Raw genomic sequence first — 19,925 nt, forward strand, 5'->3', positions numbered from 1 at the left:
CGGTTGGGTTAATCGATACTGACACCCGAGAACACGTTGCGACCGAATGGGCTGACCTTGAACCCTTCGATGCTGGTGCTCAGTGGCTGGTTGACCGTCGAGTGGGCGACAGGCGTGATCGGCACTTGCTGTTTAAGCAATTGCTGGGCCTGTTTGTAGAGCACGGTGCGCTGGTCACGGTCGGTGACGACCTTGGCCTGTTTGATCAGCTTGTCGTACGCCGGATCACACCACATGGAGTAATTGTTGCCGCCAATGGCATCGCAGCTGTACAGCGTGCCGAGCCAGTTGTCCGGATCCCCATTGTCACCGGTCCAGCCGATCAGACTGATGTCGTGCTCGCCGTTCTTGGTGCGCTTGATGTACTCGCCCCATTCGTAGCTGACGATTTTCACTTTCAGACCGATCTTCGCCCAGTCAGCCTGGAGCATTTCGGCCATCAGTTTGGCGTTCGGGTTGTATGGACGCTGCACCGGCATCGCCCACAGGGTGATCTCGGTGCCTTCTTTGACACCGGCAGCCTTGAGCAGCTCTTTGGCTTTTTCCGGGTTGTAGGCGGCGTCTTTGATGCTGTCGTCGTAGGACCACTGGGTCGGCGGCATGGCGTTGACGGCCAGTTGGCCGGCGCCTTGATAAACAGCGTTGAGAATCCCCTGTTTATTCACCGCCATGTCCAGCGCCTGGCGCACTTCGAGCTGGTCGAAGGGCTTGTGGCGCACGTTATAGGCGATGTAGCCGAGGTTGAAACCCGGCTTGGAGATCAACTGCAGTTTCGGATCGGCCTTCAGCGCTTCAACATCGGCAGGGCGCGGATGCAGGGTGATCTGGCATTCGCCCGCCTTGAGTTTCTGCACGCGCACCGAGGCGTCGGTATTGATCGCGAAGATCAGATTGTCGAGTTTGACCCGGCTCGGGTCCCAGTAATGTTTATTGCCGGTGTAACGAATGTTCGAGTCTTTCTGATAACTCTTGAATACGAATGGCCCGGTGCCGATCGGCTTCTGATTGATATCGCTCGGCTTGCCGTCGGCCAGCAGCTTGTCGGCGTATTCGGCGGACAGGATGGCGGCGAAGCTCATGGCGAGGTTCTGGATGAACGCGGCGTCGACGCTGTTGAGCGTGAACTCCACGGTCAGCGGCCCGGTCTTTTCGACCTTGGCGATGTTCTTGTTCAGGCTCATCCCGTTGAAGTACGGGAACTCGGTCGGGTAAGCCTTACGGAATGGCTGCTGTGCATCAAGCATGCGATTGAACGTGAACAGCACGTCGTCGGCATTGAAGTCGCGGCTCGGCTTGAAGTACGGCGTTGTATGAAACTTCACTCCTTCACGCAGGTGAAAGGTGTATTTGAGACCATCCTCGGAAATGTCCCACTTGGTGGCCAGACCCGGTACGACGTTGGTCGCGCCTTTTTCGAACTCGACCAGACGGTTGTAGATCGGTTCGGCCGCGTCGTTATCGGTCGCTGTCGTGTATTGCGCGGTATCAAAACCCGCCGGGCTGCCTTCGGAACAGAACACCAGGCTCTTGCTGGCGGCGAAACTGGCGGACGAAGCCAACAGGCCGGCGCCCAGCAATGCGGAAAAAATCAAGGTATGGCGCATGACGCTCCCTCTTTTTTAGTGTTGTTCAATGCGCCGCCGTCCCATCCTGAGACGTTTGGCTGCATCGAGCTCAATCCAGTGCGTACGGCAAACCGGTGGCCCACACAGAAACTGGTCAGTACCCGACGGTAGGGGCCGCGGTCCTGGCAGTAAATGCGTAAATGCCTTAAAGCTCGTAGGAAAAGGCGACGCGTCCTATACCACTGTTGTAATCCGCAGTGGAATTGGCTGTAGGCAATTTCCTGAGTTTCCGGCAGGTAAAACAACGGCGACGTCAAAAACGTCGCCGTTGCAGTGCCTTATTTGCTGACGCTGACGCCGTAGAAGGAGTTCAAGCCGAATGGGCTGATCTTGAAGTCCTGCACGTTGGCGCGCATGGGTTGGTACACCGTCGAGTGAGCGATAGGTGTCATCGGGACTGCATCTTTGAGGACATGTTGTGCCTCTTTGTACAGTTCGGTGCGCTTACCTTGGTCGGTTGTGCGCTTGGCTTCCTTGACGAGGCCATCGAACTTCTTGTCGCACCACTTGGAGAAGTTGTTGCCGCTGAGCGAGTCGCAGCCGAACAGTACGTTCAGCCAGTTGTCCGGGTCACCGTTATCACCGCTCCAGCCAATGATCATGGCCTGGTTCTCGCCACCTTTGGAGCGCTTGATGTACTCGCCCCACTCGTAGCTGGTGATCTTCACTTTCAAGCCGATCTTGGCCCAGTCGGACTGGAGCATTTCAGCCATCAGTTTGGCGTTCGGGTTGTACGGACGCTGCACCGGCATCGCCCACAGCACGATCTCGGTACCTTCCTTGACGCCGGCTTCCTTGAGCAGCTGTTTGGCTTTCTCAGGATCGTACTTGGCGTCCTTGATGGTGGTGTCGTAAGACCACTGGGTCGGCGGCATGGCGTTAACGGCCAGTTGGCCTGCGCCCTGGTAAACCGAATCAATGATTTGCGGCTTGTTCACGGCCATGTCCAGCGCCTGGCGCACGCGCAGGTCAGCCAGCGGGTTGGCCTCGTTGCTGCCCTTGACCTTGTCCATCACGTTGTAGGCGATGTAACCGAGGTTGAAACCAGCCTGGTCAGGCATCTTCAGGGTTTTGTCTTCTTTCAGCGCTTTCAGGTCGGCCGGACGCGGGAACAGGGTGACCTGGCACTCGTTCTTTTTCAGCTTCTGAATACGTACCGACGGGTCGGTGGTGATGGCGAAGATCAGGTTGTCGATCTTCACGTCTTCAGGCTTCCAGTAGTCCTTGTTGCCGGTGTAGCGGATGTTGGAGTCTTTCTGGTAGCTCTTGAACACGAACGGGCCAGTGCCGATCGGCTTCTGGTTGATGTCGGCGGCTTTGCCGTCCTTGAGCAGCTGGGCAGCGTACTCGGCGGACTGCACCGAAGCGAAGCTCATGGCCATGTTCTGGATGAACGCAGCGTCGACTTCTTTCAGAGTGAACTTGACGGTGTGCTCGTCGACTTTATCGATCTTGGTGATGTTGGTGTCCATCCCCATGTCGGTGAAGTACGGGAATTCGGTCGGGTACGCCTTACGGAACGGGTCATCCTTGTTAATCATGCGATTGAAGGTGAACAGCACGTCGTCGGCGTTGAACTCACGAGTCGGCTTGAAATACGGGGTGGTGTGGAACTTGACGCCTTCACGCAAATGGAAGGTGTAAGTCAGGCCGTCATCGGAAATGTCCCACTTGGTCGCCAGACCAGGAATCACAGCGGTGCCGCCGCGCTCGAACTGGGTCAGACGGTTGAACATGGTTTCAGCTGAGGCGTCGAAGTCGGTTCCGGTGGTGTACTGGCCCGGGTCGAAACCGGCCGGGCTGCCTTCGGAGCAGAACACCAGGTTAGTCGCAGCGGATGCGAAAGGTGCGGAGGCTAACAAGCCTGCGCCGACTAGAAACGGAATGACCGCGTGTTTAAGCATGTTGGCCTCATGATTTGTTGTCATTTTTTAGTTGTGAGGTACGACCTCGTGAGTCGTGCCTGCGGATACTTATGCAGGGGCCATACCCATTGCAAGATCCAGAGTGTGAGCGAGCGTTAAACGGTGGCACGTACGTACCTTAATGTCGCATCTGTGTAACTTTTGACGCATTTGACCGTTTGCGGGTGGTTTTTACGGTGCAAATGAAGCCCCAAAACGGTGCGACAGTCATGTTGTGCGCGCCGGCTTGGGGCCTGGTGTTACTTATTTATACCGACGCCATAGAAGGGGGTTAGACCGAACGGGCTAATCCGGAAATCAGTGACTTCCTTGCGCAGTGGCTGGAACACCGTGGAGTTGGCAATCGGCGTGATTGGCACCTGCTGTTTAAGGATCAGTTGCGCCTGTTGATACAGTTTTACCCGCTGCGTTTTGTCGGTGGACAACTTGGCTTGTTGCACCAGTTTGTCGTAAGCCGGGTCGCACCATTTGGCGTAGTTGCTGCCCTTTACTGCCGCGCAGCTGTACAGCACGCCAAGCCAGTTGTCCGGGTCGCCGTTGTCACCGGTCCAACCATAGATCATGACGTCGTGTTCGCCATTTTTCGCGCGTTTGATGTACTCGCCCCATTCATAGCTGACGATGTTGGCCTTGATGCCGATTTTCTCCCAGTCCTGCTGGATCATCTGTGCCGACATCCGCGCATTCGGGTTCGAGGCGCGTTGCACTGTCATTGCCCAAAGGTTGATGGTTGTACCCGGCGCAACCCCTGCTTCCTTCAGTAGCACCCGGGCTTTTGCCGGGTCGTATGGGGCGTCCTTGATGGTCGGGTCATACGACCATTGCGCCGGCGGCAAGGCGTTTTGCGCCAACTGGCCGGCGCTTTGGTAGACGGCTTTGATGATCGCCGGTTTGTCGATGGCCATGTCCAGCGCCTGGCGCACCTTGAGCTGATCGAGCGGCGCGTGGGTGGTGTTGTAGGCGAGGAATCCGAGGTTGAAACCGGCCTGTTTTAGCACGCGCAGATTCGGGTCTTTTTCCATCACTTCGATGTCGGCCGGGCGCGGATAGCCGCTGACCTGGCATTCGCCGGCCTTGAGTTTTTGCAGGCGAACGGCGGCGTCCGGGGTGATCGAGAAGATCAGGTTGTCGATCTTCACGTCTTCGGGTTTCCAGTAGGCCGTGTTGGCGGCGTAGCGGATCTGCGAATCCTTCTGGTAGCGCTTGAACACGAACGGGCCGGTACCGATCGGTTTCTGGTTGAGGTCGGCGGCTTTGCCTTCCTTCAACAGCTGCGCGGCGTACTCGGCCGATTGCACCGAGGCGAAGCTCATGGCGAGGTTTTGCACGAACGCGGCGTCGACGTTGTTGAGGTTGAAGCGCACGGTTTGTTCGTCGAGTTTTTCTACCGACTTGATCGTGGTGTTCAGGCCCATGTCGGTGAAATACGGGGACTCGGCCGGGTAGGCCTTGCGGAAGGCGTTGTCCGGATCGAGCAGGCGCTGGAAGGTGAAGAGGACGTCGTCGGCGTTGAAGTCTCGGGTCGGGGTGAAATATTCCGTGGTGTGGAATTTCACACCTTGGCGTAGGTGGAAGGTGTATTGCAGGCCGTCGCTGGAGACGTCCCATTTGGTTGCCAGGCCGGGTTCGATGTCGGTGCCGCCGCGTTTGAATTGGGTGAGGCGGTTGAAGACGGTTTCGGCGGAGGCGTCGAAGTCGGTGCCGCTGGTGTATTGGCTGGGGTCGAAGCCTGCCGGGCTGGCTTCGGAGCAATAAACGAGTGTTGTGGCGGCGTTGGCGATCGGGGCTATGGCTGTTAGTGCGAGGGTGATTAGTAGTGGTTTGAGGGTGAATCTTTCCATGGAGTCCCCGGGGAGATTGGAGGTGGTTGTGATTTCAGGGTAGCGGGGATTTGGGGGGCTTCGGAAATATCGTTTTTCTTGGGGGAGTGTCTATCTCGGTATATCCAGCGGTTGTGGGCATATCCGTTGCTGCGGTGATGGCTGCTTAGGGTTCCGCCCTTACGGCGGGTCACTTTTTACAAACGCCCGGAATGCCGGCCCAGAAAAAAGTAACCAAAAACGCTTGCTCCTGCGTGCGGCCCGCTCGCTGGGGCTCGGGGTTCCTTCGCTCCGGGATCGATCCGGGCGCAGCGTCTCCGGTTTGCTTCGCTGCACCTACTTCCGCTGTGTTTGGCTTCGCCAAACGGTCGCTGCGCTCCCACGCCCGGATCAATCCCTCCACTCAGCCTTCCGACGTCGCCCGTGGATCAAGATCAAAAGCAGGCGAGCTGACACTCGGCCTATTGAGTGGTGAAAAGCGGGTGTCTGCTTTAGTTTTGAGTTGGATTTGCCCCTCACCCCAGCCCTCTCCCGAGGGAGAGGGAGCCGATTTTTGGGCATTTCAAAATCTGAGTTCGACTCGGTATTTCACGTCGGCGTAGCTCGCCCAAACACCTCGGTCAGTCCCCTCTCCCTTTGGGAGAGGGCTAGGGTGAGGGTTTGCTTTTGACTGTTTAAATCTGTGTCAGATAACCAGAACCTTCCCACAAGGTTTTCAGGTTGTCCGTCGGACGTCGGCTCTCTAGGCTCTGGGTGTCGCTGAATGTTCAGTGATCGGGTGTGAGAACCCGCCGAGCTTGAAACTAGCACCAGTAAGACCATAATTGCGGCCGGCTTATTAGCTGTCGCAATGCCTTATGGCGGCTGTGTGCGGGCAGACTTCGGTCTGGCCGGTTTTCTGCTCACCGGTTTCTCACTCCGCACATAGCTGCCACCCTTTGCCACGTGAGAAATGGCTGAGGGCGGCTCGAATGACGAGCAGATTTTTATGAAAGATCAAATTGTCCCCGATCCACCCCTCGAATCCACAACCCCGCTCGAAGACGCCATCCGCGCCGACGATCAGATCAAAAACCGCGAAGCGATAAAGCGCGCCCTCGACTTCTACCTCAGCCCCGAACCCAGTAAACCGCGTCTACCCAGCACGATGTTCCTTGTCCATCCGAACATCGACACGGAAAGTCTGCTCGCGCATGCCTGCGAGTCACTCGCTTCGGCGAATGTCATGGCAGGCGATTTCGCTGATCAGCTCAGCCGCCCGCAACGCAGCACGGCGTTGGCGATTCAGCAGATTGTGATGCTGGCGGAGTTGGCGGTGAATCGGGCGCTGGATCGGGTTGATCCGCAGGCTTGATACCGCGTTATCGTTCATCGCGAGCAGGCTCACTCCTACAATTGAAATGCATTCCTCTGTAGGAGTGAGCCTGCTCGCGATGAGGGCAGATCATTCCCCCCAAAATTCGGACACAAAAAAACCGGCGATCATTCACTGATCGCCGGTCTTTCATTCAGCCCACATCAAATCACTGCATCAACACTTCAATCGAACCATCAGCCGTCATGCTCACCTGGCTGGTGCCCGCTTCGACTTCCGGCGTCACCGGGGCCGAATCCATCGCTGCCGCTTTCATCATCATCGGTGCGCGCAGGTACGGCTGTGGATAACCGTTACTGTTGAGGTTCAGGTTGACGATTTTGTAGCCCTTGCCGCCCAGTGCATCAGTGGCCAGTTGGGCGCGGGCCTTGAAGGCGGTGACGGCTTCTTTGAGCAACTGGTCTTCACTGGACTTGCGGGTCGGGTCGGCGATGGCGAAGTCCATACCGCCCATTTTCAGGTCGCCCAGCAGTTCGCCGGTGAGTTTCGACAGGGCGGCGAAGTCGGCGCTTTCCAGGCGCAGTTCGGCGCGTTCACGCCAGCCGGTGATCTTCTGGCCCTTGGTGTCGTAGATCGGGTAACTGTTGCGGCTGCCCTGGCGCAGGGTGATGTCCTTGACTTGCTTGGCCTGGGCCAATGCCTTGTTCATGGTGGTGCTGACGTCGGCGGCGAGTTTCGCCGGGTCGGTGTTTTGCTCTTCGGTGTAGAGGGTGACGATCATCAGGTCGCGGGCGACTTCCGTGCTGACTTCGGCGCGCAGGGAAATCTGGTTGTAATGCAGCTCATCAGCGGCCAGGGCCGGGAGGCTGGCGATGCTGCCGACGGTCAGGGCGAGAAGGGCGGCGCTGCGGCGAAATGTGTGCATGAAAGCTCCTTGATGAGGGCGCAGGTGATGGTTCGGGGGCCTGCGTGAAACCATCAGACTCTAGCTTCTGTGATCCGGTTCGCCCAGTTACAACTTCTATACAGATGGCCGGGGCTGCTGCGCAGCCCTTCGCGAGCAGGCTCGCTCCCACAGGGAAATGCATTTCAAAGGTGGGAGCGAGCCTGCTCGCGAAGGCGTCCTTATAGCCGCCGATAATGTTTTTGCCATGTGGTCGTTTGCCGCACTTTCGCCTCTCGAGGCCGTGCGTTGGTTATACTCCGTGCGATCCGCCTGGAGCGCTCATCAGGAGAGCTCATGCTCGCCCCCGTACAATTGACTTCCGCCACTCGCCAGAATCTCTGGCGGCTGACTTTCATCCGCACCCTGGTGCTCGCCGCGCAGGCCGGTTCCGTAGGCCTGGCCTACTGGCTGCAATTGTTGCCGTTGCCGTGGGTGCAACTGGCGATGACCCTCGGCTGCTCGACGCTGCTCTGCGTGTTTACCGCCGTGCGCCTGCGCACTTCGTGGCCGGTGACCGAACTCGAATATGCGCTGCAACTGGCCTGTGATCTGGTGATCCACAGTGCGTTGCTGTACTTCTCCGGCGGCTCGACCAACCCGTTTGTTTCTTACTATCTGGTGCCGCTGACCATCGCGGCGGTGACGCTGCCGTGGCGCTATTCGGTGATTCTGTCCGGCATCGCGCTGGCGCTGTACACCGTGATGCTCACGCGTTTCTATCCGTTGGAAACCCTGCCGGTGGCCCGCGAGAATCTGCAGATCTACGGTATGTGGCTAAGCTTTGCCTTGGCCGCTGCAGTGATCACGTTCTTCGCTGCACGCATGGCCGAAGAGTTGCGCCGTCAGGAAGAGTTACGGGCTATTCGCCGCGAAGAAGGCCTGCGCGATCAGCAATTGCTGGCTGTTGCCACTCAGGCCGCTGGCGCGGCGCATGAATTGGGTACGCCGCTGGCGACCATGAGCGTACTGCTCAAGGAGATGCAGCAGGATCATCCCGACCCGTTGTTGCAGGACGATCTGAAGGTGCTGCAGGACCAGGTCAAACTGTGCAAGGAAACCTTGCAGCAATTGGTCCGCGCCGCCGAAGCCAATCGACGTCTGGCCGTCGAGATGCAGGACGTCACCGACTGGCTCGACGAAGCCCTCAACCGCTGGCACCTGATGCGTCCGGAGGCCAGTTATCGCTTCCACCGTCTCGGCCAAGGCACGGTGCCGCGTATGGCGCCGCCGCCGGATCTGACGCAGGCACTGTTGAATCTGCTCAACAATGCCGCCGATGCCTGCCCGGAAAATCTCCAGGTGACCCTGGACTGGGACGTCGAGAACCTGACCATCAGCATTCGTGACCACGGCGCCGGTGTGCCGCTGGCCATCGCCGAGCAGATCGGCAAACCGTTTTTTACCACCAAGGGCAAAGGTTTCGGCCTGGGCCTGTTTTTGAGCAAGGCCAGCGTGACACGCGCCGGCGGCTCAGTGAAACTCTATAGTCATGAGGAAGGCGGCACGCTCACCGAGCTGCGCCTGCCCCACGGCGCCCGAGGAGACCAACATGAGTGACGAAATCCAAGTCGAAGGCGAAGAACTGCCGCATTTGCTGCTGGTCGACGACGACGCAACATTTACCCGCGTCATGGCCCGCGCCATGGCTCGCCGTGGCTTTCGCGTCAGCACCGCCGGCTCCGCTGAGGAAGGCCTGACCATCGCCCAGGCCGATCTGCCTGATTACGCTGCGCTCGACCTGAAAATGGACGGCGACTCCGGTCTGGTGCTGCTGCCCAAGCTGCTGGAGCTGGACCCGGAAATGCGCGTGGTGATCCTCACCGGTTATTCGAGCATTGCCACTGCGGTCGAAGCGATCAAGCGCGGCGCCTGCAACTACCTGTGCAAACCGGCCGATGCTGACGACGTGCTGGCCGCGTTGTTGTCCGAGCACGCCGACCTCGACAGTCTGGTGCCGGAAAACCCGATGTCGGTCGACCGCCTGCAGTGGGAACACATCCAGCGCGTGCTCACCGAGCACGAAGGCAACATCTCCGCTACTGCCCGTGCCCTGGGCATGCACCGCCGCACCCTGCAGCGCAAACTGCAGAAGCGCCCGGTTCGTCGCTGAACCTGCGCTGAACGACTATCGCCAGCCCTCGCGATAAAACGCACCGATCATTTATGATCGGTGCGTGTCTGTTCTTTTCTATATCGAGCCTTATCCATGAATCAGAACGCTGAATATTCCGCGGTCAACGATGCTGTGCGCGGGCAGTTTTTTCGCAAGGTGTGGGCGATCATCACGCCGTATTGGCGCAGTGAAGAGAAGGGCAAGGCCTGGACGCTGCTGATTGCGGTGATCGCGCTCTCGCTGCTGAGCGTGGGCATCTCGGTGTGGTTCAACACTTGGTACAAGGATTTCTACAACGCCCTGCAAAAGAAGGACGAAGCGGCGTTCTGGCGCTTGATTCTGTATTTTTGCGGCATTGCGGCCGTGGCGATTATCGGTGCGGTGTACAGGCTCTATCTGACTCAGATGCTGACGATTCGCTGGCGGGCCTGGCTCACTGAAAAGCATTTCTCGCGTTGGCTCGCCGACAAGAATTACTACCAGCTGGAGCAGGGCGGTTACACCGATAACCCGGACCAGCGGATTTCCGAAGACCTCAACAACTTCACCTCCAACACCCTCGAACTGGGTATCGGGCTGCTGCGCAATATCGTCAGTCTGGTGTCGTTCTCGATTATTCTCTGGGGCGTGTCTGGCAGTATCGAGGTCTATGGAATCACGATTCCCGGCTACATGTTCTGGTGTGTGCTGGTTTATGCGGTAGTGGGCAGTTGGCTGACACACTTGATCGGTCGTCGTTTGATCGGTCTGAACAACCAACAACAACGCTTCGAAGCCGACCTGCGTTTTTCCATGGTGCGGATTCGCGAGAATGCCGAGAGCATCGCGTTGTACAACGGCGAACCGAACGAAAACCGTCGCTTGAGCGCCCGCTTCGGCAATGTCTGGCACAATTTCTGGGACATCATGAAAGTGTCCAAGCGCCTGACGTTTTTCACTGCCGGTTACAGCCAGGCCGCGATCATTTTTCCGTTCATTGTGGCGTCACCACGTTACCTGGCCGGCAAGATCGAGCTGGGCGAGCTGATGCAGATCAGCTCGGCTTTCGGCAACGTCCAGGAAAGTTTCAGCTGGTTCATCAGTGCGTACCAGAGCCTCGCTTCCTGGCGCGCCACCTGTGATCGTCTGCTGAGTTTTCGTCAGGCGATGACCGACAACGAACAGCGCGCACCAGCCATCGATGTGCAGAATCAGGGCAGTGAATTGCAGGTGCACAACCTTGGCCTCGATCTGGCGGACGGGCGCCATCTGCTGACCAGCGCCGACATGACCGTCGAGCCGGGCGAGCGTGTCATGCTCAGCGGCCGTTCCGGCAGCGGCAAGTCGACCTTACTGCGGGCGATGGGGCATCTGTGGCCGGCAGGCCACGGCAACATTCGTCTGCCGGCGGCGCGCTATCTGTTTCTGCCGCAGAAACCGTATCTGCCGATCGGCACTCTGCGCGAGGCGTTGAGTTATCCACAACCGGGCGACACCTACGCGCCGGAACGTTATGCACAAGTGCTGGAAACCTGCCGCTTGCCGCATCTGGTCGCGCGACTGGACGAGGCCAATCACTGGCAACGCATGCTCTCGCCGGGCGAACAGCAGCGTTTGGCGTTCGCCCGCGCCATGCTTTATGCGCCGCAATGGCTGTACATGGACGAAGCGACTTCAGCGATGGATGAGGAAGACGAGGCGACGCTGTATCAGGCGTTGATTGATCAGATACCGGGGCTGAGCATTGTCAGCGTCGGCCATCGCAGCAGTTTGAAACGCTTCCATCCACGGCACGTGCGGATCGACAGCGGGCATTTGGTTGAACAGACCGTGACCGCCTGATCATCGTTAAACCCCTGTAGGAGTGAGCCTGCTCGCGATAGCGTTGGGTCAGTCACATCGATGCTGAATGTGCGGACGTCATCGCGAGCAGGCTCACTCCTACATAAAGTGATGTAAACCGGAAAGTGATCGTACAACCCGCTTGAGCTATGATGCCCCCAAGCCGAACTTTCGAGACAAAATGCAAACCATGGAAAACCTGATCGACACCCCGCGCCTCCCGCGCAAGCGCCGTAGCCTGGCCCAGGAACTGGTGACGGTGCTGAGCGAGCAGATCCGCGATGGCCTGCTCAAGCGCGGTGACAAACTGCCCACCGAGTCGGCGATCATGGAAGCCCATGGCGTCAGCCGCACCGTGGTGCGCGAGGCGATTTCGCGTTTGCAGGCTGCAGGGCAAGTGGAAACCCGCCACGGCATCGGCACCTTCGTGCTCGACACGCCGAGCCCGAGTGGTTTCCGCATCGACCCGGCCACTGTCGTCACCCTGCGTGATGTGCTGGCCATTCTCGAATTACGTATCAGCCTCGAAGTGGAGTCTGCCGGCCTGGCCGCGCAACGCCGCAGCGCCGAGCAGCTGGCGACCATGCGCGCCGCCCTCGATGCACTCAACGAAAGCGCGGCCCACGCCAGTGATGCTGTTGCTTCGGACTTTGCCTTCCACCTGGAAATCGCGCTGTCCACCGGCAACCGCTACTTCACCGACATCATGACCCACCTGGGCACCAGCATCATTCCGCGTACGCGGCTCAATTCTGCGCGTCTGGCTCACGATGATCAGCAGCACTACATGAGCCGCCTGAGCCGTGAGCACGAAGAAATCTATGACGCGATTGCCCGTCAGGATTCCGATGCAGCGCGTGCGGCGATGCGTCTGCACCTGACCAACAGCCGTGAAAGACTGCGCCAGGCGCATGAAGAGGCGCAGGCGCAGAGGGGCTGAGTCGTCAGCCCACGATCCGTAAACGCAACGGCTGCGAAAACGGCTCCATACTCGACTCATCAACAAACTTGTAACGCAATTCGACATCCGTATTCAGGTACGCATGAAGTGCCTGTCTGGAAATCTGCAATTCGATCCCCGTCAGTTTCTCCATGTCATCTTCGGCATCGTCCCAAGTGCCGGTGTCCACTTCGTCACCTGCCCATTCCGGCTGTTCCGGGTCGTCGCCGAGAATCGGATAAACACTCCAGTTCGCCGGAAAATCGCTCGAATCCGGGACCTGTACGATCAATACATCAGGCAGCACGGATAGCTGAAGGGTGAGAGTGCCGGAGGCAGAAGAGGCCACTTGCGCGAGGGTCGGCGCAGCACAATTCACAACCATTTCGGTTTCCTTCTAAGGTCCGCCACGATCCTTCGTGGCAGTCGTCGCACCTTACCCGGCGTCTGTGCGTCGCTCAGTAAACGAATCCTGACCAGAAGTTTCTGCGACAAGAGCCAGTAAATACGGGCCTTTTCAACGAAAGTGCCGGCTGCATGAACAATCTTGTCCGACAAAAAACCACCCACAACGATGAAATGCAGTTGACGGTTATCTTTTAAGTTGTACGATGACCTACAACTTCAGCGAAGGCTGAACGGACCAATCACAAAAAACGTTGCTACCAGGGTGTTCGAATAATGAATCCACAAGAACTGAAGTCCATCCTCTCTGCCGGCCTGCTGTCTTTCCCGGTGACCGATTTCAACGCGCAGGGCGATTTCAACCGCGCGGGCTATATCAAACGCCTGGAATGGCTGGCTCCGTATGGCGCTTCAGCCTTGTTCGCCGCCGGCGGCACCGGTGAGTTCTTCTCCCTGGCTGCCAGCGAATACTCGGAAATCATCAAGACTGCCGTCGACACTTGCGAAACCAGCGTGCCGATCCTCGCCGGTGTCGGTGGTTCGACCCGCCAGGCCATCGAATACGCACAGGAAGCCGAGCGTCTGGGCGCCAAAGGCCTGTTGCTGCTGCCGCACTACCTGACCGAAGCGAGCCAGGACGGTGTTGCCGCTCACGTTGAAGCGGTGTGTAAATCGGTCAACATCGGCGTGGTCGTTTACAACCGCAACGTTTGCCGCTTGACCGCGCCGCTGCTGGAACGTCTGGCCGAGCGCTGCCCGAACCTGATCGGTTACAAGGACGGTCTGGGCGATATCGAGTTGATGGTGTCGATCCGTCGCCGCCTCGGTGATCGCTTCAGCTACCTGGGTGGTCTGCCGACCGCCGAAGTTTACGCTGCGGCTTACAAAGCGCTGGGCGTACCGGTTTACTCGTCGGCGGTGTTCAACTTCATCCCGAAAACCGCGATGGACTTCTACCACGCGATCGCCCGTGAAGATCACGCCACCGTCGGCAAGATCATCGACGACTTCTTCCTGCCGTACCTCGACATTCGCAACCGCAAGGCCGGTTACGCCGTGAGCATCGTCAAGGCAGGCGCAAAAATCGCCGGCTATGACGCAGGTCCGGTGCGCGCGCCGCTGACCGACCTGACAGGCGAAGAGTACGAAATGCTCGCTGCGCTGATCGACAAGCAAGGTGCGCAGTAACACCCGACAAAAACGCGGCCGCTGAGTAATCAGCGGCTTTTTGCGTAAAGGCTTTGAGATTTGAGGGCTGCCCCTGTGACAAATGCAAAACGCTACGACAACTACATCAACGGTGAATGGGTTGCCGGTGCCGATTACTCGGCCAACATCAACCCGTCCGAGCTGAGCGACACCATCGGCGATTACGCCAAGGCTGACCTGACTCAGGTTCACGCCGCCATCGACGCCGCCCGCGCAGCATTCCCGGCGTATTCGACTTCGGGCATTCAGGCTCGCCACGACTCGCTGGATAAAGTCGGCACGGAAATCCTCGCCCGTCGCGAAGAGCTCGGCACCCTGCTGGCCCGGGAAGAGGGCAAGACCTTGCCCGAAGCCATCGGTGAAGTGACTCGCGCCGGCAATATCTTCAAATTCTTCGCCGGTGAATGCCTGCGCCTGTCCGGCGACTACGTGCCGTCGGTGCGTCCGGGCGTCAATGTTGAAGTGACCCGCGAAGCGCTGGGCGTGGTCGGTCTGATTACCCCGTGGAACTTCCCGATTGCGATTCCTGCGTGGAAGATTGCCCCGGCGCTGGCCTACGGCAACTGCGTGGTGCTGAAACCTGCAGATCTGGTTCCGGGTTGCGCCTGGGCGCTGGCGGAAATCATCTCCCGCGCAGGCTTCCCGGCTGGCGTGTTCAACCTGGTGATGGGCAGTGGTCGCGTGGTTGGCGATGCGCTGGTGCAGAGCCCGAAGGTCGATGGCATCAGCTTCACCGGTTCCGTCGGCGTGGGCCGGCAGATCGCGGTCAACTGCGTGTCGCGCCAGGCCAAGGTTCAGCTGGAAATGGGTGGCAAGAACCCGCAGATCATTCTCGACGACGCCGACCTCAAACAAGCGGTCGAGTTGTCGGTGCAGAGCGCGTTCTACTCCACCGGTCAGCGGTGCACCGCATCGAGCCGTTTGATCGTTACCGCCGGTATTCACGACAAGTTCGTTGAAGCGATGGCCGAGCGCATGAAGTCGATCAAGGTCGGCCACGCGCTGAAATCCGGCACCGACATCGGTCCAGTGGTTTCGCAAGCGCAGCTTGAACAAGACATGAAGTACATCGACATCGGCCAGTCCGAAGGCGCACGTCTGGTCAGCGGCGGCGGTGTGGTGACTTGCGATACCGAGGGCTACTTCCTCGCGCCAACGCTGTTTGCCGACAGTGAAGCGTCGATGCGCATCAGTCGCGAAGAAATCTTTGGCCCGGTGGCGAACATTGTTCGCGTGGCCGATTACGACGCGGCGCTGGCGATGGCCAACGACACCGAATTCGGTTTGTCGGCGGGTATCGCGACCACTTCGCTGAAGTATGCCAACCACTTCAAACGCCATTCGCAAGCCGGGATGGTCATGGTCAATCTGCCGACCGCTGGCGTCGATTACCACGTTCCGTTTGGTGGCCGTAAAGGTTCATCCTATGGCTCACGTGAGCAAGGCCGCTATGCGCAAGAGTTCTACACGGTCGTGAAGACCAGCTACATCGGTTCCTGATCTACGCAATACCCCTGTAGGAGCTGCCGCAGGCTGCGATCATTCAAGATCAAAAGATCGCAGCCTGCGGCAGCTCCTACAGGAAATAAATGCAAGACCAAAGAAGATTCACCCGCGCATAAAAATAATCAGTGGGAGTACATCTACATGCAATCGACTCAAAAGCCGACTCACGTCCGCTATTTGATCCTGCTCATGCTGTTTCTGGTGACCACGATCAACTACGCTGACCGCGCCACGATCGCCATCGCCGGCTCCAGCCTGCAAAAAGATCTGGGCATCGACGCGGTCACCCTCGGCTATATCTTCTCCGCATTCGGTTGGGCCTACGTGGCCGGGCAAATCCCCGGCGGCTGGCTGCTCGATCGTTTCGGCTCGAAAAAAGTCTATGCCCTGAGCATCTTCACCTGGTCGCTGTTCACCGTGCTGCAAGGCTTTGTCGGTGAATTCGGCATGTCCACGGCCATCGTTGCGCTGTTCATGCTGCGCTTCCTGGTCGGTCTGGCTGAAGCGCCTTCGTTCCCCGGCAACGCGCGCATCGTGGCCGCCTGGTTCCCGACCGCTGAACGTGGCACCGCCTCGGCGATCTTCAACTCGGCGCAATACTTTGCCACCGTGTTGTTCGCACCGCTGATGGGCTGGATCGTTTACTCCTTTGGCTGGGAACACGTGTTCATCGTCATGGGTATCCTCGGGATCATCTTCTCGCTGGTCTGGCTGAAAGTGATCTACAGCCCGCGTGAACACCCACGCATCAACGAAGCCGAGTTCAAGCACATCGCTGAAAACGGCGGCATGGTCGACATGGACCAGAAGGGCAAAAAGTCCGACGGTCCGAAATGGGATTACATCCGTCAGTTGCTGACCAATCGCATGATGCTGGGCGTGTATCTGGGCCAGTACTGCATCAACGGCATCACTTACTTCTTCCTGACCTGGTTCCCGGTGTATCTGGTGCAAGAGCGTGGCATGACCATTCTCAAGGCCGGTTTCATCGCCTCGCTGCCGGCAATCTGCGGTTTCATCGGCGGCGTGCTCGGTGGGGTGATTTCCGACTACCTGCTGCGCAAGGGCCACTCGCTGACCTTCGCTCGCAAAGCGCCGATCATCGCCGGCCTGCTGGTTTCCAGCAGCATCGTTGCCTGTAACTATGTTGAAGTGGAATGGATGGTCGTCGGCTTCATGGCCCTGGCCTTCTTCGGCAAAGGCGTTGGCGCACTGGGTTGGGCGGTGGTCTCCGACACCTCGCCAAAACAGATCGCCGGTCTGAGCGGTGGCCTGTTCAACACCTTCGGCAACATCGCTTCAATTACCACGCCGATCGTGATTGGCTACATCATCAGTTCCACCGGTTCGTTCAAATGGGCGCTGGTGTTCGTCGGTGCCAACGCACTGGTCGCGGTGTTCAGCTATCTGGTCATCGTTGGCCCGATCAAACGTGTGGTACTCAAAGAGCCGCCAACCAACGGCGGTGTTGAAGCCAGTGGTAAATTGTCCCAAGCGCATTCCTGAGGAGCGGCGTCATGCAGTTGATTGAACATTCCGACTCGCCGCGCCACATCCGCCTGCACGAGCGGGACAACGTGGTGGTAGTGGTCAACGACCAGGGCGCACCGGCCGGCACTGAGTTTGCCGATGGCCTGGTGACGCTGGAATTTGTGCCGCAGAGCCACAAGGTCACCCTCGAAGACATTCCCGAGGGCGGTCCGGTGATTCGCTACGGTCAGGTGATCGGCTACGCGTTGCAGCCGATCCGCCGGGGCAGTTGGGTCAAGGAAGATCAACTGCGCATGCCGACCGCGCCGCCGCTGGACAGCCTGCCGCTGTCCACCGAGGTGCCGGACGCGCAGGCACCGCTGGAAGGCTTCACGTTCGAGGGCTATCGCAACGCCGACGGCACCGTCGGCACGCGCAATATTCTTGGCATCACCACCACGGTGCAGTGCGTCACGGGCGTGCTCGATCACGCGGTGAAAAGGATCAAGGAAGAACTGCTGCCGAAGTACCCACACGTCGATGACGTGGTGGCGCTGACTCACAGTTACGGCTGCGGTGTAGCGATCACCGCCACCGACGCTTACATCCCGATTCGCACTGTGCGCAATCTGGCGCGCAACCCCAACCTCGGTGGTGAGGCGTTGGTGATCAGTCTGGGCTGCGAGAAATTGCAGGCCGGGCAGGTGATGCACGAGGACGACGCTTCGGTGGATCTCAGCGATCCGTGGCTGTATCGCTTGCAGGATTCCAGTCACGGTTTCACCGAGATGATCGAGCAGATCATGGCGCTGGCCGAAGTGCGACTGAAGAAACTCGACCAGCGCCGCCGCGAAACCGTGCCGGCGTCCGAGTTGATTCTCGGCATGCAGTGCGGCGGCAGCGATGCGTTCTCCGGGATCACCGCCAACCCGGCACTGGGCTATGCCTCGGACTTGTTGCTGCGTGCGGGGGCGACGGTGATGTTTTCCGAAGTCACCGAAGTGCGCGATGCGATTTATCTGCTCACTTCACGTGCCGAGACCAAGACCGTCGCCGAGGAACTGGTGCGCGAGATGGACTGGTACGACCGCTATCTTGCCAAAGGTGAAGCGGATCGCAGCGCAAATACGACGCCGGGCAACAAGAAGGGCGGGTTGTCGAACATTGTCGAGAAGTCGCTGGGTTCGATCGTCAAATCCGGCAGCAGCGCGATCAATGGCGTGCTCGGCCCGGGCGAGCGCTTCAAGCAGAAGGGTTTGATTTTCTGTGCGACGCCGGCGAGTGATTTTGTTTGCGGCACGTTGCAGTTGGCGGCGGGGATGAACCTGCATGTGTTCACCACCGGGCGTGGCACGCCGTACGGTTTGGCGATGGCGCCGGTGGTGAAAGTCTCGACACGCACGGAGCTGGCGCAGCGCTGGCCGGATCTGATCGACATCGACGCCGGGCGGATTGCCACCGGGCGTGCGACCATCGAAGAGTTGGGCTGGGAGTTGTTTCACTACTATCTGGATGTTGCGAGCGGCAAGCAGCAGACATGGGCGGAGAAGCACAAGCTGCATAACGACATTACGTTGTTCAACCCGGCGCCGATTACTTGATGCGTGATCGGCTTGGCCCTCACCCCAGCCCTCTCCCGGGGGGAGAGGGGGCCGATCCAGGGATATTCTAGAAGTACATCAATCTGAAAGTGCTTTGCCGAATCCATAATCGACTCGGTCTTGCAGGTCGATGTATGCCGCAAAACACCTCGGTCAGTCCCCTCTCCCTCGGGGAGAGGGTTAGGGTGAGGGGCTTTTCAAGCTTTTGGCTTATCATTAGCCCCCTAACGACGCTCACCCAAGGCTCCCCGGCATGCTGGCAATCTTCCTCGAAACCCTGAACATCACCGCGCCGGTGTTTGCCATGCTGTTTCTCGGTGTGCTGCTCAAGCGCATCGACTGGATCAACGACAACTTCATCCACACCGCCTCGTCGCTGGTGTTCAACGTGACCATGCCGGCGCTGCTGTTCCTCGGCATTCTGCACGCCGACCTGCATGCGGCACTGCAACCGTCCCTGCTGATCTATTTCTCCCTTGCCACGCTGGTGAGCTTTGCCCTGGCCTGGGGCTGGGCGATTTTCCGCTGCCCGCGGGAAGATCGCGGCATCTACACCCAGGGCGCGTTTCGCGGCAATAACGGCGTGATCGGTCTGGCGCTGGCGGCGAGCATGTACGGCGATTACGGGATTTCCCTTGGGGCAATTCTCGCGGCGCTGGTGATCCTGTTCTACAACACGCTGTCGACCATCGTGCTGGCGGTGTACAGCCCGGTGATCAAGTCTGATCCGTGGAGCATCTGCAAAAGCGTGTTCAGTAATCCGCTGATCATCAGCGTGATTGCGGCGGCGCCGTTTGCCTATTTCAAGATTGCTTTGCCGGGCTGGCTGGAGACATCCGGCCAGTATCTGGCACAGACCACCTTACCGCTGGCGCTGATCTGCATTGGCGGCACGCTGTCGCTGGCAGCGTTGCGCAAGAGCGGCAACATGGCGCTCAGTTCGAGTCTGGTGAAGATGGTCGGTTTGCCGGTGCTGGCGACGCTGGGGGCGTGGTTGTGGGGTTTTCGCGGGGCGGAGCTGGGGATTCTGTTTCTGTACTTCGGCAGCCCGACGGCGGCGGCAAGTTTTGTCATGGCGCGGGCGGCGCAAGGCAATCATGAACTGGCGGCGGCGATTATTGTGCTGACCACGTTGATGGCGGCGATTACTACCAATATCGGGGTCTTTGTTTTGCAGTGGGGTGGGTGGATCTAAAGGGCAACATCAAAAGATCGCAGCCTGCGGCAGC

At 58.9% G+C, this 19,925-nt stretch carries 15 protein-coding genes; 10 read left to right on the forward strand and 5 right to left on the reverse strand.

Annotated elements, in window-relative coordinates; translation table 11 throughout:
- Nucleotides 1-8: 8 nt before the first annotated feature.
- The 3 genes from CQ009_RS07815 to CQ009_RS07825 form a co-directional block, all read right to left on the reverse strand.
- Complete coding sequence (locus CQ009_RS07815; RefSeq protein WP_105705444.1) at nucleotides 9-1,604, reverse strand: ABC transporter substrate-binding protein; 1,596 nt, start codon at nucleotides 1,602-1,604, stop codon at nucleotides 9-11.
- 299 nt (nucleotides 1,605-1,903) lie between these two features.
- The gene (locus CQ009_RS07820) at nucleotides 1,904-3,529 is read right to left on the reverse strand and encodes an ABC transporter substrate-binding protein (protein WP_105705447.1); all 1,626 of its coding nucleotides are present in this window, start codon (nucleotides 3,527-3,529) and stop codon (nucleotides 1,904-1,906) included.
- A gap of 260 nt (nucleotides 3,530-3,789) precedes the next feature.
- Nucleotides 3,790-5,391 carry an ABC transporter substrate-binding protein gene (locus tag CQ009_RS07825; RefSeq protein WP_105705450.1) on the reverse strand — a complete coding sequence of 534 codons (1,602 nt, stop codon included), beginning with the start codon at nucleotides 5,389-5,391 and terminating at the stop codon, nucleotides 3,790-3,792.
- 931 nt (nucleotides 5,392-6,322) lie between these two features.
- Between CQ009_RS07825 and CQ009_RS07830 the strand changes: the two genes are divergently transcribed.
- Nucleotides 6,323-6,724, forward strand: coding sequence for a DUF6124 family protein (locus CQ009_RS07830; RefSeq protein WP_177430963.1), 402 nt, complete (start codon nucleotides 6,323-6,325; stop codon nucleotides 6,722-6,724).
- A gap of 169 nt (nucleotides 6,725-6,893) precedes the next feature.
- Here the strand turns inward: CQ009_RS07830 and CQ009_RS07835 are convergent, their stop codons facing one another.
- Nucleotides 6,894-7,610, reverse strand: a complete 717-nt coding sequence (locus tag CQ009_RS07835; RefSeq protein ID WP_016984326.1) for an SIMPL domain-containing protein — start codon at nucleotides 7,608-7,610, stop codon at nucleotides 6,894-6,896.
- A 315-nt stretch (nucleotides 7,611-7,925) separates the two neighbouring features.
- On the opposite strand from CQ009_RS07835, the gene CQ009_RS07840 reads away from it, so the two are divergent.
- From CQ009_RS07840 to CQ009_RS07855, 4 genes are all read left to right on the forward strand, one after another.
- A complete protein-coding gene (locus CQ009_RS07840) occupies nucleotides 7,926-9,188 on the forward strand; it encodes an ATP-binding protein (RefSeq protein WP_064387918.1) in 1,263 nt (420 codons plus the stop codon).
- Nucleotides 9,181-9,741: a response regulator transcription factor gene (locus CQ009_RS07845; RefSeq protein WP_003221630.1), complete on the forward strand. Its 561-nt coding sequence runs from the start codon at nucleotides 9,181-9,183 to the stop codon at nucleotides 9,739-9,741. Before CQ009_RS07840 ends, CQ009_RS07845 begins: the two co-directional genes overlap by 8 nt.
- A 96-nt stretch (nucleotides 9,742-9,837) precedes the next feature.
- The gene (locus CQ009_RS07850; RefSeq protein WP_105705452.1) at nucleotides 9,838-11,565 is read left to right on the forward strand and encodes an ABC transporter ATP-binding protein/permease; all 1,728 of its coding nucleotides are present in this window, start codon (nucleotides 9,838-9,840) and stop codon (nucleotides 11,563-11,565) included.
- 190 nt (nucleotides 11,566-11,755) lie between these two features.
- Nucleotides 11,756-12,505: a FadR/GntR family transcriptional regulator gene (locus CQ009_RS07855; RefSeq protein WP_175559635.1), complete on the forward strand. Its 750-nt coding sequence runs from the start codon at nucleotides 11,756-11,758 to the stop codon at nucleotides 12,503-12,505.
- 4 nt (nucleotides 12,506-12,509) lie between these two features.
- On the opposite strand, the gene CQ009_RS07860 is transcribed toward CQ009_RS07855, so the two are convergent.
- Nucleotides 12,510-12,890 carry a hypothetical protein gene (locus CQ009_RS07860; RefSeq protein WP_105705455.1) on the reverse strand — a complete coding sequence of 127 codons (381 nt, stop codon included), beginning with the start codon at nucleotides 12,888-12,890 and terminating at the stop codon, nucleotides 12,510-12,512.
- Between the two features lie 296 nt (nucleotides 12,891-13,186).
- Between CQ009_RS07860 and kdgD the strand changes: the two genes are divergently transcribed.
- The 5 genes from kdgD (at nucleotide 13,187) to CQ009_RS07885 (ending at nucleotide 19,891) form a co-directional block, all read left to right on the forward strand.
- On the forward strand, nucleotides 13,187-14,098 hold the full coding sequence (gene kdgD, locus CQ009_RS07865; protein WP_016984321.1) for a 5-dehydro-4-deoxyglucarate dehydratase: 912 nt from the start codon (nucleotides 13,187-13,189) through the stop codon (nucleotides 14,096-14,098).
- Between the two features lie 75 nt (nucleotides 14,099-14,173).
- Nucleotides 14,174-15,619, forward strand: a complete 1,446-nt coding sequence (locus CQ009_RS07870; RefSeq protein ID WP_064387922.1) for an aldehyde dehydrogenase family protein — start codon at nucleotides 14,174-14,176, stop codon at nucleotides 15,617-15,619.
- 147 nt (nucleotides 15,620-15,766) lie between these two features.
- Nucleotides 15,767-17,131: an MFS transporter gene (locus CQ009_RS07875; protein ID WP_064387923.1), complete on the forward strand. Its 1,365-nt coding sequence runs from the start codon at nucleotides 15,767-15,769 to the stop codon at nucleotides 17,129-17,131.
- 11 nt (nucleotides 17,132-17,142) lie between these two features.
- On the forward strand, nucleotides 17,143-18,696 hold the full coding sequence (garD, locus tag CQ009_RS07880; protein WP_105705458.1) for a galactarate dehydratase: 1,554 nt from the start codon (nucleotides 17,143-17,145) through the stop codon (nucleotides 18,694-18,696).
- A gap of 253 nt (nucleotides 18,697-18,949) precedes the next feature.
- Entirely contained in the window at nucleotides 18,950-19,891 is a 942-nt protein-coding gene (locus tag CQ009_RS07885; protein ID WP_105705462.1) for an AEC family transporter, read from the forward strand.
- Nucleotides 19,892-19,925: the final 34 nt, after the last annotated feature.

Origin of the sequence: Pseudomonas sp. MYb2, assembly GCF_002979955.1 — a bacterium.
In the GTDB taxonomy this organism is placed as follows: Bacteria; Pseudomonadota; Gammaproteobacteria; order Pseudomonadales; family Pseudomonadaceae; genus Aquipseudomonas.

What these genes read in the sequence shown, in the direction of transcription:
- CQ009_RS07815 (WP_105705444.1), bottom strand. Translation starts at nt 1,604, where the DNA reads ATGCGCCATACCTTGATTTTTTCCGCATTGCTGGGCGCCGGCCTGTTG.
- CQ009_RS07820 (WP_105705447.1), bottom strand. Translation starts at nt 3,529, where the DNA reads ATGCTTAAACACGCGGTCATTCCGTTTCTAGTCGGCGCAGGCTTGTTA.
- CQ009_RS07825 (WP_105705450.1), bottom strand. Translation starts at nt 5,391, where the DNA reads ATGGAAAGATTCACCCTCAAACCACTACTAATCACCCTCGCACTAACA.
- CQ009_RS07830 (WP_177430963.1), top strand. Translation starts at nt 6,323, where the DNA reads ATGGCTGAGGGCGGCTCGAATGACGAGCAGATTTTTATGAAAGATCAA.
- CQ009_RS07835 (WP_016984326.1), bottom strand. Translation starts at nt 7,610, where the DNA reads ATGCACACATTTCGCCGCAGCGCCGCCCTTCTCGCCCTGACCGTCGGC.
- CQ009_RS07840 (WP_064387918.1), top strand. Translation starts at nt 7,926, where the DNA reads ATGCTCGCCCCCGTACAATTGACTTCCGCCACTCGCCAGAATCTCTGG.
- CQ009_RS07845 (WP_003221630.1), top strand. Translation starts at nt 9,181, where the DNA reads ATGAGTGACGAAATCCAAGTCGAAGGCGAAGAACTGCCGCATTTGCTG.
- CQ009_RS07850 (WP_105705452.1), top strand. Translation starts at nt 9,838, where the DNA reads ATGAATCAGAACGCTGAATATTCCGCGGTCAACGATGCTGTGCGCGGG.
- CQ009_RS07855 (WP_175559635.1), top strand. Translation starts at nt 11,756, where the DNA reads ATGGAAAACCTGATCGACACCCCGCGCCTCCCGCGCAAGCGCCGTAGC.
- CQ009_RS07860 (WP_105705455.1), bottom strand. Translation starts at nt 12,890, where the DNA reads ATGGTTGTGAATTGTGCTGCGCCGACCCTCGCGCAAGTGGCCTCTTCT.
- kdgD (WP_016984321.1), top strand. Translation starts at nt 13,187, where the DNA reads ATGAATCCACAAGAACTGAAGTCCATCCTCTCTGCCGGCCTGCTGTCT.
- CQ009_RS07875 (WP_064387923.1), top strand. Translation starts at nt 15,767, where the DNA reads ATGCAATCGACTCAAAAGCCGACTCACGTCCGCTATTTGATCCTGCTC.
- garD (WP_105705458.1), top strand. Translation starts at nt 17,143, where the DNA reads ATGCAGTTGATTGAACATTCCGACTCGCCGCGCCACATCCGCCTGCAC.
- CQ009_RS07885 (WP_105705462.1), top strand. Translation starts at nt 18,950, where the DNA reads ATGCTGGCAATCTTCCTCGAAACCCTGAACATCACCGCGCCGGTGTTT.